Origin of the sequence: Brevibacterium sp. VCM10 (genome assembly GCF_000583215.1) — a bacterium.
Classification (GTDB): Bacteria; Actinomycetota; Actinomycetes; order Actinomycetales; family Brevibacteriaceae; genus Brevibacterium; species Brevibacterium linens.
This window is the reverse complement of the sequence record NZ_JAJB01000041.1, coordinates 43930-60662: the sequence shown is the minus strand read 5'-3', so window position 1 is coordinate 60662 and position 16733 is coordinate 43930. Positions and strand designations below refer to the sequence as shown.

Sequence of the window (16733 nt, the reverse complement as noted above, 5' to 3'; positions counted from 1 at the left end):
GTTCCCGCCTCTGTGTGGGCGGCACGCGGTCTGCTCGACGGGGCTGCGCTGCTCGATCCCGTTCGTGCGGCCGAGGCGATCGCCGTCATCGAGTCCGATCAGCGGGCTCCCGGCGCCGATCTCTCCGCTCTGATGCGTCAACTGCGGCGCAGCCGAGATGCCCGATTCGCTCAGGACCGCAGACGGTTCGCGTCGATCGCCCGCGGATTCGCCTCGGACGGCGATGGCTGCGACACGGGAGACGGCGGCGGCAATTCCGGCACATCCCTGACACCCGAGGACCTCGGGCTCGTCACGGCGCTGTCGCATCCGCTGCAGATCGCACGGCTGCGCAGCGCTTCGGATTCCGACTATCTGCTGGCTTCGGGCACGGCGGCGAGCCTGCCGCGTGACTCCTCACTGCAGGGCAGTCAGTGGCTGGCCATCGCCGAGGTGGGTCTGGCCGGATCGCGGGCGATCATCCGATCTGCCGTGCCCATCGACGTCGACACCGCGGAGCTCGCCGGAGCCGGATTGCTGCACACGGAGGAAACCGCGACGTTCGAGTCCGGCAGGGTCCGCGCGGTTCGGCGCAGCCGCCTCGGCGGGATCGAACTGACGTCCACGCCGATCCAGGCCGGCCCGGAACTGGCCCGCCGTGCCATCGCCGCATCGGTGCGCGAACGAGGAGCCCGCGAGGTCGTGCGGCCGTCCGAGGCGTTCGAGAACCTGCGGGCCAGGCTCGGTCTGCTCCGCGCGGTCGTCGGGGATCCCTGGCCGGAGGTGAGGTGGGGGCACCTGTCTGCCACGCTCGATCAGTGGTGTCCGGATGTGCTCGACCGGATCGCGAAGGGCTCCGACCCTGCACGGGTCGATCTTGTCTCCGCGCTGCGCGGTCTGCTGCCGTGGCCCGAGGCGGCCCGGCTCGATGAGTTGGCCCCGACCCACATCACAGTGCCCAGCGGGTCTGCGATCCGCCTCGAGTATCCGGACCCCGATCTCATCGAGCCGGAGGCCGTCTCGGGTGCGGACGACGGATCCCGAGCGGACGGCGAGTCTGCGGCCGCATCCCAGCGCACCGAGATCCCGAGCCCGATCCTCGCGGTCAAGCTCCAGGAATGCTTCGGCTGGACTGAAGTGCCGCGCATCTGCGACGGTAGGGTGCCGGTCACCATGCATCTGCTCTCCCCGGCGCGCAGGCCCTTGGCCGTGACGACCGATCTCGCATCGTTCTGGGCGAACGCGTATGCCCATGTCAGAGCCGAAAACCGGGGTCGCTACCCGAAGCACCCGTGGCCGGAGGACCCGCTGAACGCTCCGGCGGCGAAGGGCACGAAGCGCTCGGGCCGCTGACCGACTCATCGCCGGGCCCGACGCGCATGCGGGCCCGGACGTCGTCTGGGACAATGGTGCGGTGACTTCCGCGCCAACGACCACGACTGCCAGCCCGATCGCGGCGGCGACCGCCTCGTCGGCGGTGGCCCCGATCGCGGCGGTGACCGAGCGCACCGACGAACCGGCGGGCCGCCTCGGTGACGGTGTCATCCCTGCCGAGATCTGGCGCGGGCTGCGTGATGAGCACGAACATCGGATCGCCGAGCGCACGGATGCCCATATCGAGAGGCGGATGCGGCAGGAGTCCCATCCGGTCGAGGATTTCCTCTTCACCTATTACCCGTTCAAGGTCGGGCAGCTGAAGAAGTGGCATCCCGGACCGGGGGTGCGCGTCGAACTCGCCGAGGCGGCCGATCGCCGGTATTTCGACCGGCGTTGGTACCTCATCGACGAGGATCGGAATCTCGCCGAGGTGGACCTCGAGTCCTGGCGGGCCGATCGTGGGGATGGGGCGAAGTTCATCGCCTCCCTGCTGTCGTCGACGCTGAATCGGGAGGCGAATTTCGGGTGTTTCGGCATCCACGAATGGGCGATGGTCTACCGTCTCAGCGAGGAGCAGCGTCGTCATCAGCAGGTGCCGTTGCGGCTCAGCCCCGCCGAGACCGATGCCGTGGTCGAAGGCCATCGCATCCAGTGTTCGCATCATGATGCGTTCCGCTTCTTCACCGCACCGGCCCGGCCGCTCAATACCCTGCAGCCGAGCCGTGAGGGCATGGTCAGCAACGAGCAGCCCGGGTGCCTGCACGCGGGGATGGATCTGTACAAGTGGGCGATGAAGATCTCACCGGTCGCTGATTCGGACCTCGTCGTCGACTGCTTCGATCTGGCTCTCGATATCCGCACTCTGGACATGGAGGCCTCCCCCTATGACCTGCGCGGATGGGGCTACGGGGTCGTCGCGATCGAGACCGCCGCGGGCAAGGCCGAATACATGGAGCGGCAACGCGCGTTTTCAGCCAGGGCCCAGCAGCTGCGGGCTCGACTGCTCGATGCTCTGGCGGTCGCCGGAGTTCATCCCCGCTGAGTCGCCTGGGGGCTGCGCTGGCCAGTCGCTGCGGCTGCGTCGAGCCTGCTGCGCTGACCAGTCGCTGCGGCCGCGCCGTTTCGTGGACGTCTTCGCGGTCGCGGCACCGGCGAGCCTATGATCGGCGGTATGCGTGCCATCGTCTTCGATCAGTTCTCTGTCCGTCCCAATCTCACGGACATTCCCGCGCCCACGGCCCCCGATACCGGCGTCGTCATCGACGTCGAAGCCACCGGGGTGTGCCGCAGCGACCATCACGCGTGGGCCGGCCACGATTCGACGATCACCCTGCCCCACGTACCCGGGCATGAGCTCGTGGGTCGGGTCGCCTCGGCGGGTGTGGGGGTACAGGACTTCCGTATCGGCCAGCGTGTGACCGTTCCTTTTGTGTGCGGGTGCGGAAGCTGCCGGTGGTGCATTTCGGGCAATGCGCAGGTGTGCCCCGATCAGACGCAGCCGGGGTTCACGCATTTCGGGTCATGGGCGGATCAGGTCGTCATCCACAATGCCGATGCCAACCTCGTGGCCGTGCCCGAGGATGTGCCGGCCGCAGCCGTCGTCGGGCTCGGGTGCCGATTCGCCACGGCCTTCCATGGTCTGCGCGTGCGGGCTCGCCTTGCCGCGGACGAGACGGTCGCCGTGTTCGGCTGCGGCGGAGTGGGACTGTCTGCGATCATGATCGCCCGTGCCCTCGGTGCGAGGGTCGTGGCCATCGACGTCAGCGATGCGGCCTTGGAGTCCGCCCGTGAGTTCGGTGCCGCACGGACCGTCAACGCACGAGATCTCAGTCCGGAGGAGCTGAGCGCCGAGGTGGTCGCGCAGTTCGCGTCGACCGATGCCGACGGGGTGGCTGTGACCGTCGACGCGCTGGGCCGGGAGGACACGATCCGGGCGGCGATCGGAGCTCTGGGACCCGTGGGTCGGCATGTGCAGATCGGGCTGCTGCCCGCCGAGCCGGTCGTCGATCTGCCGCGCGTGATCGCGCTCGAACTCAGCGTGCTCGGATCGCACGGAATGGCCGCGGCCGAGTACCCGGAGCTCGTCGACCTCGTCGTGCAGGGACGGCTGCGCCCGCAGGACCTCGTCACCACTGTCATCGGACTCGACGAGGCACCGGCGGCGATGGAGGCGATGGGCTCCCCCGCCGCCTCGACGGGAATGACGATCATCGACCTGGCGCGGTGAGAACGGCCGGAGGCCCGGGCACTGTGCGTCGCCTCGGCGAGGTCGAGCACAACGCCGGCGATCACGGCAATGCTCACTCCGCGTCGAGCGACTCCCGCATGCTCGCGGCCAGGGAGCCGATGAGCTCTTGATCCCCGCGGACGCCGGGTTCGAACGGCAGACGCAGGCGGTCCTTGCTCTTGTCCCGGTAGCGCGGAATCACATGCATGTGGAAGTGGAAGACCGACTGCCAGGCATCGGCACCGCAGCAGTTGAGGAGATTGACTCCGTCCGCATCCCACGCCGCATAGGCGTGCTTGGCGATGCGCTGAGACTCGAGCGCCACCGCCGCCAGGTCGTCGGTCGGGATGTCCCGCAGATCAGTGCTGTGCCGTTTCGGCACGACGAGCAGATGCCCGTCCGCCCCGGGCTGGATGTCCATGAACGCCAACGTCGCTTCGGTCTCGGCGATCGGCGCACTCGGTGCGTCACCCGCGACGATCTGGCAGAAGATGCAATCGCTGCTCATGAGTACCGGCTCCTCCCCCGCGGTGAGTTGGCTGGGCCCTACGGCGTTCGGCCAGGGCCCCTCAGATCATAGAGGCGAGCCCTCAGACCATGATGGCGAGGACGACGTTCGTGTCCTGGCCCTCCCAGCGGCCGAGCAGCAGACCGGCGTCGGACTTCTCCGCCGGCGAATCGGGCGACAGGCGGTAGAGGATCTCGACGTCGCCGGCGCCCGGCAGCGGTCCCGTCCCGAAGGCGTGGGCCACGTCGGTGATCTCCTCTCCCCGATTGCCCTCAGCGTCGACGCGGTACTGCTTCGCCGCGGTCGATGCGGTGGCGATGGTGTGGTCGAGGCGCTGTCGGAACAGCGGGTCGCCCATGCCGGCGTAGACCCACCGCTTGCCGAGCACCGAATGCTCCATGTTCGCCACGAATGCTTCGTCGGCGCCGGCGAGCGGTGCACCACGGTAGGTCAGCGGCACCTGCAGCAGCTGATCGCCGCTGCGCACGATGTGCACCTCGATGCCGACCTCTCCGGTGGGATCGTCGAAGCGGTACGCGGTGACGGCCTCGAGCGGATTCGCCTCGAGATCGAGCTCGGCGGCCCAGTCCTGCTCGGCCACCCAGTCGCTGACGACGTCGAGCTTGCCGGGGTTGAGCTGAGCTGCGTAGATATCTGCCATGGCATGTCCTCCTGGAATCTGTCTGACGTCGGCGTCAGGTGTGGCTGGTGGTGGCGAGCCTCAGGCCTTGCGGGTGCCGGGGATCCATTCTCCGTCGACGACCTCGTAGTCGGCGAAGACCGCCGGAGCCTCCTCGCGCATGACCTCACCGATCTTGTTGAAGATCAGGCGGATCTCCTCTTCGGCGCCCTTCGCAGTGCGCATCTCGACGACATGGCGCAGAGAGCGCAGGTTCGCGGTGTAGACGATGCCGGTGGCCAGCCCCTCGGGGGCGAAGCGACGCATGAACGAGGTCATGTGCTTCTTGTGCGAGAACTTCGTGCCCTCCTCGTCGAGCTCGAAGTGCTCGGCCATCCACTTCTGGTGCTCCTCGAGGGTGTCGAGGACCTGAAGGCTGCGTTCCATGAGTTCGGGATCTTCGCGGGCCCACTCGGGGAACCAGAACGGGATGTCGGTGAGGCGGACGTATCGCAGCGATTCCTGCGAGAACGCCGACCCCGCGCGGTGGCGGATGAGCTCGTGGGTGAGCACGCGCGAGACGTTGTGGAGGACGAAGGTGAAGTTCGCGTGTTCGAGCACGGATCCGTGCTGGGACTTCACGACGTTGCCGAGGTACTGCGCGGAATCGGTGCGCACCCGGGAGACGTTCGGGTTGAGGCCCGGCTCCCACGAGCGGTAGCACATGCGTCCGGAGAACTCGAGGAGATCCTCGGCGTCGGGAGATTCCGCATCTTCGACCCGGTCCGCCCAGGAGGTTCCGCCCACCTCATCGAGGTAAGTCCTCATCGCCTCCCAATCGATATTGGGCTTGGCGAGCAGTTCAACGGACGGTTCGACCTGGCGCATGGCTCTCCTTGTGCAGGGGACGTGATTGGTTCCCAATCCTACAGACCGCCGCCGCCCGGATGGCCACCCGTCCGTCTCGAAACTCTTCTCGATTCGTCAGTCAGCGGTGGCAGCCGGGGAGCTCTCGCCGTTCATTCCTCGGCGGCCCGCGGCCGTGCGTGGTCGTTCAGGGTCCGGAGTCGGCCGTATTCGTCGACCGAATACGCGGCTGCGCCGTCGGATTCCACCATCACCGAGGTGGCCGCACCATCGACGTAGACGACCGCAGCATGGTCGTCGATGGCGGTTCCCGGGCCCGGCAGGCTGCCGTCGGCGATCCATTTCCGGAAGGAGGCTTCCCGGCCGGGTTCGCCGTGGAGATGCGGGCAGGCGCTCCCCTGCAGAAATCCGAGCCCATCGTCCAACGGGGCCAGCGGACCGAACGAATCCGTCGAGGATGCCTCGAACCAGCAGTTCGCTCCGGCGCTGATGCCGGCGAGGATCGTGCCGCCGGCAGCCGCCCGGCGCATGACCTCGTCGACTCCGTGCCGACGCCACAGGCTGAGCAGGTTCGCCGTGGAGCCGCCGCCGACGTAGATGAGATCCATGCCGAGCAGCATCTCCGGGTCCTGGTAGTCCCACGGAGCCTGCCCGAACAGGGAGAGGACGTGGGTTCGTGCCCGCGCCTCGAATGCCGCTTCGAACCGTTCGATGTAGTCGCGGCTGTCGCCGGATGCCGTCGGGACGAAGCAGACATGCGGGAGGTCAGATGCGGTGCTTCGCCGACTCGCCATCTGCAGAAGCTCGTCATCAATGCCCGACTGCCCGGTCTCGGACATCGAGAACCCACCGCCGCCGAGCGCGACGATCGTGCCGCGGAACTGCTCGACCGCCTCGGCGATCGGGCCGGAGCCCGCGGTCACGGCACTCGGTGCGTCCACTTCTCGGTTCCGAACTTCTCATCGACGAGTTCCTGTGCCCGCTTCAGCTCATCCTCGGTGTAGGTGCCGTAGGTGGCTCCATAGCGTGTGGCGAAGGTGTCGGCCATGACATCGATGATGTCCTTGCGTGCCTCACCGGTCTGGCTCCGCAGCGGATCGACGCGCTTCTTCGCACTCGCCACTCCTTTGTCGGAGATCTTCGCTTCGCCGATGCGCAGCACCTCGACCATCTTGTCGGCGTCGATGTCATAGCTCATCGTCGCGTGGTGGAGCAGGGTGCCGTCGCGATTGCGCTTCTGTGCTGCTCCGCCGATCTTGCCGCCGGTCGAGGAGATGTCGTTGATCGGCTTGTAGAACGCCTCCACACCGAGAGTCTTCAGCGCCGCGAGCACCCACTGGTCGAGGAACACATACGATTCTTCGTAGTCGAGACCGGCGACGAGGGCAGGCGGGACGAACATCGAGTAGGTGATGCAGTTGCCGCCTTCCATGAACATGGCTCCGCCCCCGGAGATGCGACGGACCACCTGCACGTCGTACTTGTCCACGCCTTCGGGGCGCAGTTCGTTGACGTAGGACTGGAAGGCGCCGATGACGGTGGCGGTGTCCTCCCATTCCCAGAACCGCAGGGTCGGCTGCCGACGACCTGCCGCGACCTCTTCGAGCAGCACCTGATCGAGCGCCACATTGAGCTGAGTGGGCAGCACCTCTCCGCGGATGACCTGCCAGTCGAAGTCGGTGAAGTTCGCGGCCGAGCCGAGGGCGCGACGCACGACCGTGGCGATATCGGCGGTGGAGAAGCCGTGCATCGCCAGGTCCGAACCATATCCGGCCAGGGCCTCGTCGAGGCGGCCGCGCAGGGCCGCATTGTCGGCGGTGACGCTGGCGCCGACGAGGGCCGGGGCAAGGTCGAAATAAGCTTCCTCGGGTTCGAGGAAGAAGTCACCGGAGATCTTCACCTCGGTGATGGTAGTACCGTCGGTGGTGACATCGGCGACGACGAGTTTGCCGCCGATGACCTTGTATTCGCCGTGGAAGTGCTGTGTCTCGTTCGTCATATCTGTCAACCTACTCCCCTGTCAGCGCGTTCCACATGAACCGGTAGCTCAGCGCCCGGGTGAACGCGGTCTGCTCATTGTCCGAAGCCGCGGAATGACCGCCTTCGGTGTCTTCGAAGAACCACACGTTCTCGATACCCTGCGCCTGCATCCGGGCGGCCATCTTCCGCGCCTGCACCGGTCCCACCCGGTCATCCGACGTCGCCGTCCAGAACAGCACCGGCGGATAGTCCCGTCCGTCTTCGAGGAGGTGGTAGGGCGAGAAGTGTCTGATGAACGCCCAGTCCTCGGCCACGTCCGGGTCGCCGTACTCGGCCTTCCATGAATAGCCGGCGCTGAGCTTCGTGTACCGGGCCATGTCCAGCAGCGGAACTCCACAGGAGACTGCGCCGAACAGCTCGGGATACTGGGTGAGCATATTGCCGACCAACAATCCGCCGTTCGAACCGCCGGCACAGGCGAGCCTCTTCGGGCTCGTCACTCCGCGGGCGATGAGATCGCGGGCCACGGCCGAATGGTCTTCATAGCAACGCATGCGGTTCTCTCGCATCGCGGATGTGTGCCATTCAGGCCCGTATTCGCCTCCGCCGCGGATGTTCGCGAGGACATAGACGCCTCGGCGGCCTGCCGGGATCGTGTCTCCGGTGGTGCTGCGGCTGAGCCAGCCGATGCCGACCACGGGTGAATATCCGGGTGTGCGGCTGACTTCGAATCCGCCGTAGCCGTCGAGCAGTGTGGGATTGTCGCCGTCGAGCACGAGGTCGTCGGATCCGATCTGGAAGTACGGGATCGTCGTTCCGTCAGCGCTGGTGGCGAAGTGCTGCTCGACGCTGAGCCCGTCGGCATCGAACATCGCCGGTGCCGATTTGATCACCTCGGCGGTGGACTTTTCGGAGTCCGTTCCCGCAGCTTCGTCCGAGGGGCCCAGAGTTCCGTACGACAGCGTCGAGGGCGTGAGGAAGCCGGTGCTGACCATCCAGAAGTCGTTGGCGGTGGCCGGGTCGTATTTGTCGACTGCGCCGAGGCCGACCATGTGGTTGGCCGGCACCCCGGGCAGGGTGGATTCGGCGAAGTCGTTGTTCAGGTCGAGGACCGTCAGTGTCGACTGCACGTCGGCGAGCAGCTCGAGGACGAGGTAGTCGCGGGTGAAGGTGAAGGACTGCAGCGAGGTGCGGGCGTCCGGGGTGAAGATCACGCGCGGAGTGATCTCTCCTGCCTTGACCGCATCGATATCGGCGATGGCAAGGCCGCCGGCGGCCACCTCGGTGGTGGTGGACTGCCAGGTCGACTGCGGACGGAAGAGCACGAGGTCGCGGTCGAAGCCGACCTCGACGTCGGTGGGAACGTCGACTCGGTTGAGCACGTCGGCCCAAGTCGTCGGTTCGACCGACAGCGTCCCGTCTGCGCCGGTGATGTCGGCGAGGTCGACGAAGCTCATCGTCGAGTTGAAGAAGTCGATGGCGTCGATGATGACTGCGCGGTCGGTGGCCGCGGTGTCGGGGCGGATGTCGCTGCCGACGAAGATCGCCACATGGTCGCGTGGGACTTCGGCGACGATCGGGGCCTCGTCGAGGCTCTGACCGCGGCGGAGTGCTCTGGCTTGGCGAGGATACGACGAGGTCGTCAGTGAGTCGGCGTCGGTCTCGGTGGCGACAAGGACGGTGTCATCATCGAGCCAGGCCAATCGTGTCTTGGCGGCGGGGATGTCGAAGCCGCCGTCGACGAAGGTGCGGTCATCGAGGTCGAATTCGCGGACTCGGTGGGAGTCGCCTCCGTCCGGGGACAGGAGGACCAGGGCGCGCCGATTGTCGCTGCGCCGGACCATCGCTCCTGACCAGACCCAGGCGGTGTCTTCCTGTGCCGCCAGTTCGTCGAGGTCGAGCAGCACATCCCAGTCGGGTGCATCCGTGCGGTAGCTCTCCCAAGTGGTGCGTCGCCACAGACCTTTCGGGTTGGTCCTATCGCGCCAGAAGTTGAAGAAGTGGTCGCCGCGTTTGGTGACCATCGGAATGCGGTCGTCGGAGTCCAGCGCGGTGCGCAGTTCGCCGGAGATGGTATCGAAGAGGTCGTCGTGGAATCGGTCGAGGGTCTCCGCGTTCTGGTTCTTCACCCAGGCGATCTGCTGCTCGCCGGAGATGTCTTCGAGCCAGAGGTTTTCGTCGTCGGGCAGTTCGGCACTCGTCGTCGGGGCCGCTGTCGGTGAGTCTTCTTCGCGCATTCTCCCATCCTAGTGACCGCCGCTGAAACAGCCACGTGGTGCCGCTGACGAGGAATTCCTCTGGCGTGCAGTTCTCACCGCGGGCTGCGGAACATGACCAGGCCGGGCTGCCCGTTGGGGGCGTCGGGGCCGTGTCCGAGTTCTGCGAAGCCGAGTTCTTCGTAGAGGCGGCGTGCCGGACTGTCGATATCGTCGGTCTGCAGCCAGCAGCCGCAGTGTCCGACCTCTCCGATCCACGTTTGAAGGGTGCGCCGTCCCAGGCCTTGTTCGCGCTGCTTCGGATCACGGGCGAGCAGGTTGAGTGCGAAGGTCGACTCGAGTTCGGTCGAAGCTTCGCCGAGGCGGCTCTGCAGTTCGAATGCCCACGGATACTTCTGCTCCTCCCACCTCCAATGGTGGCCGTAGGCGAATGAGCTCAGCCGCCCGTCGGGCTGGGTCCGGGTCAATGTCATGAGGACCTGTCCCTTGCGGACGGAGACGTCGTAGACATCGGCGAACAGTGCCGCAAACCTCGGGTCCTCGTTCAGCGGCGGCTCGGCGGCAGCGGCCCCATAGAGCGCTTCGACCTCGCTGCGGGGTGGCAGGACACCGCGGATTCCCGGCCCCGAGGGCACGCCCTGCCACAGTGGGCCCATCCCCGCCGGCATCCCCCACACGATTTCGACCGCGGGGTCGTCTGTGTGGCCGGACCGCGCGCAATGGCCGGCGGGCGACGGCTGCCCGGTGAGGTCGTTCATGACTATCACCATAGTCTCGTCATGGAGCGGGCAGTTGAACTTTCGGTGACCACTTGCCGTCGTCGCAGCAGACTCGGTTCACAGCGCGGCAGACTCGGCTCACAGCCTGCGTCTGTGTTCGAGGATTGCGGCGCGGAGAAGTTCTTCGGTTGGGCTCATCGGCCGTTCGTCGGCATCGACGATGTCGATTCCGACACTCGACCCACCGATATCGATGGTTGCCGGCTGCGAGGTCCGGCGAACGTATCGCCATGGGATCATCACCGAAAATTCGGAATCGGCACGCGGCGGTACAACGCGGGCTTCGTCATCCAGCTTTTCGGCACGGTCGCTGTCGCCCAGCGCTCCGGCACGGTCGCTGTCACTCGGCGGTGCGGCGCGAGCCTGGTCGCCCGGAGTCGCGGCGCGAGCCTCGTCGCTCGGCGGCGCGGCGCGAGCCCCGTCGACCGGTGTCGCCGTCCTCTCTGCCGCTGTTTCCCCGGTGTCTCGTCCCGGCTCGGGACCATGCTGTCGGCCGGGAAGTTGCTGCCGTTGCCGATCATGCTGCTGATCAGGAGGATCCTGTTCGCCGGGGCCATGCCTCGCACCACGACTGTCGTCCTGACCAGAGGCGCACCCGGGATCGGGACCGCTGAGGGGTTTGGTTCGGGTCCTGTAGTGGTGACCGGTCGGTGTGATGACCTCGAGGGCCTCGGCTGTCGCCTGATGGCGCCACCCACTGAGTTCCTTGAGATAGTTGCAGGCGGCGCACAGTCCAGAAGAGTTGTCCCAGTCCGTTTCCCCACCGGCAGCGGCCGCGTCGACATGATCGGCGTGCTGGATGGGTGCCTCGCACCAGGGCGAACGGCAGACGTCGTCGCGGAAGACGACCATGCGTCGAAGCAGCCCGGAGAATTCCCTGCGGCGGGAGTCCATCCGCACGAGCTGACCGTCTTCCGGCCGCGTGTACAGCCTGCGGATGAAGGTGGCGGCCTCGTTCTCGGCAACGACGTTCCTGGCGGCTTGGGCCGGGATCGGGCCGACCCCGGGGAACCATGCCGATTCTTCTCCGGGCCCGAACAGGCTGCTGTCCTGCATGATGAGGTGGACTTCGGTGGGCACGGCCGCAGCGGCAGCCTGCCCGGTCAGTCGCTCGACCAAGAGATCCGCAGCGATCTGATTCTGACCACGGCCGTCGGCTTTGCCGGTGGCGGTCACGGTCTGGGCCGACTTCTTGAGATTGGCGAATGCGGCAACGGCCTGCGACATCGGCAGCAGAGCAGTCAGATAGGCCATGTTTCCCGGGGCCGGACGCACGCTGACGGAGCGCTCTTCGACACAGCGTTCGAGGTGGTCGACCGCTGCCTGCTGGTCGAGCTTCTGTGCCAGGGCCCTCACCTCGTTGCCCAGTCGTCTGACTCCCACCTCGGCCAGGCGTTCGGCCATCCGCTCGTCGAGCTCGTGCTTCTTCTCACGTGGAAGCCAGTCGGATTCCTTTGCGACAGTGCGTGCCTTCTCCTCCGAGATGTCTCCGCCCTTCATCGCCGAGTAGACATTGGGCAGGTCCAGGAGCAGGGTCCGTGAGAATTTGAGCAGCGCGTTGCCACGGTGTCGCGAGACCTTTCTGGCCAGGCCGATCTCCGCGCCGACCCCGAGTCCCTGCTTCTTGCTCGGGACACCGTCTTCGGCCTCCCGATTCTTTCGGTGCATATCGAACGTCAGGGTTTCGCGGGCCTGTGCGGCGGCGCATGCGGAGGTCAGTTCCTCAAGAGCCGTGATGCGATCGATCGCTTCGTCCTCGGTCGCGGCAGGAGGCATTTCGGACAGGCTGTCGCGCCACCGAAGGATCTCGGTGAGTGCGTCTGGAACCTGCTTTGCCTCCATGTCCAGAACACTACCTGTCGGCACTGACACGACATTTCCCGAACGTATCTGCCCTGGTCAGACCACTAGTCAGTTCAATTCTTCACCGGTCGTCTCTCGTGCCATGAAGCTCATCAGAACCACGGCGACGACGGCTAGAGCTCCGGTGAGGACGAACGTCAGGGTCAGGCCGAGCACCGGCCACATGAACGCGCCGAACACGATCGGGGCGATTCCCGTGGCCAGACGCGACGCCGCAGAAGCCCAACCGAAACCAGAACCGCGCAGTCGGGTCGGGTAGAGCTCGGAGACATAGGTGTACAGGGTCGGGATCGCGATCTGGATGACGAAGCCGAAGCCGATGATGACCGCTTTCGCCGTCCAGGTGAGTTCGGCACCGGAGGCTTCGATGAATACGGCAGATCCGATCAGGAGGATCCCGGCCACGATCGCCGAGACTCCGAGCACCCATTTGCGACCGAATCGTTCGACGATGAGCGCGGAGACGATCACGCCGAGGATGCCGACCGCGGTCATCGACCCGGTGACGAGGAACGCCGCCTGATCGGCCAGCCCCTGTTTCTTCAGGATTCCGGGCAGCCATGTCAGTGCCGCGTAGTAGACAAGGAGGACGGAGACGAAGAGCGACCAGGCGACGAGGGTCGTCTTGGCTGAGTGCTGCCACAGCTGCACGAGCTGACCGCTGGCCGCTCGCAGCTGCCCGCTGACTCTGGGCCCCGCGTCCGAGGTCGGCGTCGTCTGCGACGCGGCGGGGCTCGCCGTGCTCCGATCCGCGTCGGGCTCAGCCGTCGCCGGGGCTGCATCGTCACCGGCCGCCGGCGTTGCGGCAGCCTCGCCGACCGGTTCATGGGTCCACTCGGTGACGTCGGCACCGGTGCGCTCGACCAGTCGCTTGATGATCGCGTCGGCTTCGGCGTACCGGCCGACCGAGGCGAGATAGAGAGGTGATTCCGGAATTCCGAAACGCACGGCGACGGTGAGCAGTGCGGGAACGATCATGACGAGCATGATCAGCCGCCAGTCCCCGAAACCGAGCAGATAGGCGGAGACGAACGCGCAGAGCGAGGCGCCGATCGGCCACCAGCCGTCCATGGCGGTGAGCACGCGTCCGCGATGTCGGCTGGGAGTGAACTCGCCGACCAGAGCGTAGTCGACTGGGATGCATCCGCCCAGACCGAATCCCGCGAGGAAGCGGAAGAGGATGAACCAACCATATGCGGGGGCGAATGCTCCGGCGACCGTGAAGATCGAGAAGACGAGCAGAGTGAGAGTGAACGCCTTCTTCCGCCCGATGACATCGGCGATGCCGCCCCAGATGAAGGCACCCAGTGCCATGCCGATGAGGTTGGCGGTCGCAATCCATGCGGCCTGGCCGAGGCTGAGACTCCAATAGTCGCTGAGCAGCGGAATGAGGAATCCGTTGAGAGCGACGTCCCAGGCGTCGAACATGAAACCGAGCCCGCCGATGATGAAGATGGCACCCTGGGTGCGCCACTTCCATGGCAGGTGGGCGATGACTTCGGAGGCTGTCGGAACCGACGCCGAGGTGGTCGTGTGCACGAGGCCACAGTACCGCAATTTACGCATAACTGAGTAAAACATCCGCCGGTGCAATGGAAAGAGGGTGAGCGACGCGCGGAAAGCCGGTGGGCGACGAGGGACAGCGGGTGGGCAGCAAGGGACAACGGGTGAACGACGCGCGGAAAGCAGAAGGCGGGCCGCCGCGAATCTCTTCGCAGCGGCCCGCCTCAAGAGCGTGCCCGGCTGACGTCCAGATCAGACACTGACGTCCAGTTCAGACAACGCCTGCCAGACCAACGACGTCCGTCCGATCAGGCCAGGCGCACCAGCCAGTTGTTCGTGTCCTCGACACGCCCGTACTGGATGCCGAGCAGCGTCCTGCGCAGCTCCATGGTCTTCTCACCGGCTTCTTCACCATGATCGATGGTGAAGTCCTCGCTGACGAGCTTGCTGATCGGCGTGATGACGGCAGCGGTGCCGCAGGCGAATGCTTCGACGATCTCGCCGCTGGCCGCACCCTCACGCCACTCCTCGATGGAGATCTGACGCTCTTCGGCCTCGAGTCCGAGCTGCGGTGCCAGTTCGAGCAGCGAACGACGGGTGACGCCGTCGAGGATCGAATCGCTCAGCGCCGGGGTGAGCAGCTTGCCGCTCTTCGTCACGAGCATGAGGTTCATGCCGCCGAGCTCGTCGATGTACTTGTTCTCCACCGAGTCGGTGAACAGCACCTGCTGGCAGCCCTTTGCGGCCGCCTCGTTGGTCGCCACCAGCGACGATGCATAGTTGCCGCCGCACTTGGCGAAGCCGGTGCCGCCCTCGCCGGCGCGCTTGAGCTTCGGCGAGAGCCAGATCGACACCGGCTTGATGCCTCCGGAGAAGTAGGGCCCGGCCGGAGATGCGATGGCGTAGTAGTCGACTTCATGGCTGGCCCGCACGCCGAGGAACCGCTCCGTGGCGATCATGAACGGCCGCAGGTACAGGCTCGACTCATCAGCGTCCGACTCCGGCGTCGGAACCCAGGCCTGGTCGAGGCTGACCAGCTGCTTGAGCGAGTTGATGAAGTCCTCTTCGGGCAGCTGCGGCAGCGCGAGACGCTCGGCGGAGCGGTTGATGCGCGCGGCGTTGCGCTCGGGTCGGAACGTCCATACCGAACCGTCGGCATGACGGTAGGCCTTGAGCCCCTCGAAGATCTCCTGGGCGTAGTGGAGAACAGCGGCTGCCGGGTCGAGCAGCAGCGGCCCGTACGGCCGGACCTCGTGCCCCTGCCAACCGTCGTCGACCGTGTAACGGATGTGCGCCATATGGTCGGTGAAGTACTGGCCGAAGCCGGGATCCTTCTTGATGTTCTCGCGCACCAGCTCGGGTTGCGGCTGGAGGTTCTTAAGAACGGTGAAATCTGTCATGAAAACTCTCTTCTCACTTGTGATGAGTGACACTTTCAGGGTAGTCCATCACCCCGGCGCTCGCCGCACCGGGGTGATGTCGTCGACCCTGAACACGGGTGTCGCTCGATTGGGTTCATCCTCGCAGAGGTGACCCCATCGTCACCCATCCGCCGCTCGCCGAGGCGGTCGATCCGGTCAGCCGAGGCGTGCCGCGATCGCGTCGCCCACCTCGGAGGTGGACCGCTTCGTTCCGTCGCGCTCGGCGAGGTCGGCTTCGACGGCCGTCTCGATCGCCTTGGCCACGGTCTCGAGTCCCAGGTGGGAGGCCATGAGCGCCCCCGAGAGGATCGACGCGGTCGGGTCCGCGATCTGCTGGCCGGCGATGTCCGGAGCCGAACCGTGAATGGGTTCGAACAGGCTCGGCGCCGTTCCTTCGACGTTGAGGTTCCCCGAGGCGGCCAGACCGATTCCGCCGGTGACCGCGGCTGCGAGGTCGGTGAGGATGTCCCCGAAGAGGTTGTCGGTGACGATGACGTCGTAGCGCTCGGGATTCGTGACCATGTAGATCGTGCACGCATCGGTGTGCTCGTAGTTGACGGCCACCTCGGGGAATTCCTGCCCGACCTTCTCGACCACGCGACGCCACAGGTGACCGGCATGGACCATGACATTGTGCTTGTGCACGTAGGTGAGCTTCTTGTTCCGCGCCTGAGCCCGGGCGAAGGCGTCGCGGACCGCACGTTCGACGCCGTACCAGGTGTTGACCGAGACCTCGGTCGCGACCTCCTGCGGGGTGTCCGTGCGCACGGATCCGCCGGATCCGGTGTACGAGCCCTCGGTGCCCTCGCGGACGACGACGAAGTCGATCTTTCCGGGATCGGCCAGCGGGCTGGTGACTCCGGAGAACAGCTTCGAGGGACGCAGGTTCACTGCATGCCCCAGCCCGAAGCGCATCTTGAGGATCACTCCGCGCTCGAGCACTCCGGAGGGCACGGACGGATCTCCGCAGGCGCCGAAGAAGATGGCATCATGTCCGCGCAGTGACTCGAGCTCGTCGTCGGTGAGCGTCTCACCGGTCTTGTGGTAGCGCTGGGCGCCGACCTTGTAGTCTGTGAGCTCGAGCTCGACGGGCTCGCCTGACACCTCGATGGCGCGGCGGAGGACTTTGAGGCCTTCGGGGACGACCTCGTTGCCGATTCCATCTCCGGGCATGACTGCGATTGAGAACTTCATGCTCACAGAATACGACGCCATCTCACGATGCAACTACGGCGTCTTACAATGTGAACCATCGTCAGCGGCGCTCACGGGCACGGCGGCGGAGCGACCTCCGGCACCCGAAAGCGGCCCCTGCCCCAACGGGCCGCGCCTGCCCTTCCCGGGACAGATCCCGCGATCCGTGTGCGGTGATGAACAATTTCACGTCTCAAACC

14 protein-coding genes are annotated in these 16733 nt (G+C 66.1%); 3 read left to right on the top strand and 11 right to left on the bottom strand.

Features of this window, described 5'->3' with window-relative positions; translation table 11 throughout:
- The 3 genes from AD89_RS0112730 to AD89_RS0112720 all read left to right on the top strand — a co-directional run.
- Positions 1 to 1332, top strand: a 1332-nt coding sequence (locus tag AD89_RS0112730) for an ATP-dependent helicase C-terminal domain-containing protein (protein WP_025779453.1), incomplete at its 5' end; no start/stop codon positions are given.
- Positions 1333 to 1393: 61 nt separating this feature from the next.
- Entirely contained in the window at positions 1394 to 2398 is a 1005-nt protein-coding gene (locus AD89_RS0112725; protein ID WP_025779451.1) for a hypothetical protein, read from the top strand.
- Between the two features lie 129 nt (positions 2399 to 2527).
- Entirely contained in the window at positions 2528 to 3583 is a 1056-nt protein-coding gene (locus AD89_RS0112720; RefSeq protein WP_025779448.1) for a zinc-binding dehydrogenase, read from the top strand.
- Positions 3584 to 3656: 73 nt separating this feature from the next.
- On the opposite strand, the gene AD89_RS0112715 is transcribed toward AD89_RS0112720, so the two are convergent.
- From AD89_RS0112715 to AD89_RS0112665, 11 genes are all read right to left on the bottom strand, one after another.
- Positions 3657 to 4091 (bottom strand): HIT family protein, encoded by a 435-nt coding sequence (locus AD89_RS0112715; protein ID WP_025779446.1) that lies wholly within the window; start codon positions 4089 to 4091, stop codon positions 3657 to 3659.
- A gap of 82 nt (positions 4092 to 4173) precedes the next feature.
- Positions 4174 to 4752, bottom strand: coding sequence for a maltokinase N-terminal cap-like domain-containing protein (locus AD89_RS0112710; protein ID WP_025779440.1), 579 nt, complete (start codon positions 4750 to 4752; stop codon positions 4174 to 4176).
- Positions 4753 to 4812: 60 nt separating this feature from the next.
- The gene (gene thyX / locus AD89_RS0112705) at positions 4813 to 5598 is read right to left on the bottom strand and encodes an FAD-dependent thymidylate synthase (RefSeq protein WP_025779438.1); all 786 of its coding nucleotides are present in this window, start codon (positions 5596 to 5598) and stop codon (positions 4813 to 4815) included.
- 131 nt (positions 5599 to 5729) lie between these two features.
- Positions 5730 to 6518 carry a peptidase E gene (locus AD89_RS0112700; RefSeq protein WP_231488652.1) on the bottom strand — a complete coding sequence of 263 codons (789 nt, stop codon included), beginning with the start codon at positions 6516 to 6518 and terminating at the stop codon, positions 5730 to 5732.
- Positions 6497 to 7576 (bottom strand): lipoate--protein ligase family protein, encoded by a 1080-nt coding sequence (locus tag AD89_RS0112695; RefSeq protein WP_025779433.1) that lies wholly within the window; start codon positions 7574 to 7576, stop codon positions 6497 to 6499. Before AD89_RS0112695 ends, AD89_RS0112700 begins: the two co-directional genes overlap by 22 nt.
- Before the next feature lie 10 nt (positions 7577 to 7586).
- Entirely contained in the window at positions 7587 to 9794 is a 2208-nt protein-coding gene (locus AD89_RS0112690; RefSeq protein ID WP_025779431.1) for a prolyl oligopeptidase family serine peptidase, read from the bottom strand.
- 74 nt (positions 9795 to 9868) lie between these two features.
- Positions 9869 to 10531 (bottom strand): GNAT family N-acetyltransferase, encoded by a 663-nt coding sequence (locus tag AD89_RS0112685; RefSeq protein WP_025779429.1) that lies wholly within the window; start codon positions 10529 to 10531, stop codon positions 9869 to 9871.
- 99 nt (positions 10532 to 10630) lie between these two features.
- Positions 10631 to 12394, bottom strand: a complete 1764-nt coding sequence (locus tag AD89_RS18635; RefSeq protein ID WP_025779427.1) for a DUF222 domain-containing protein — start codon at positions 12392 to 12394, stop codon at positions 10631 to 10633.
- Between the two features lie 69 nt (positions 12395 to 12463).
- Positions 12464 to 13981: an MFS transporter gene (locus AD89_RS0112675; RefSeq protein ID WP_051505249.1), complete on the bottom strand. Its 1518-nt coding sequence runs from the start codon at positions 13979 to 13981 to the stop codon at positions 12464 to 12466.
- Between the two features lie 245 nt (positions 13982 to 14226).
- On the bottom strand, positions 14227 to 15318 hold the full coding sequence (locus tag AD89_RS0112670) for a branched-chain amino acid aminotransferase (protein WP_025779423.1): 1092 nt from the start codon (positions 15316 to 15318) through the stop codon (positions 14227 to 14229).
- A gap of 177 nt (positions 15319 to 15495) precedes the next feature.
- Entirely contained in the window at positions 15496 to 16533 is a 1038-nt protein-coding gene (locus tag AD89_RS0112665; RefSeq protein ID WP_025779421.1) for a 3-isopropylmalate dehydrogenase, read from the bottom strand.
- Positions 16534 to 16733 lie beyond the last annotated feature (200 nt).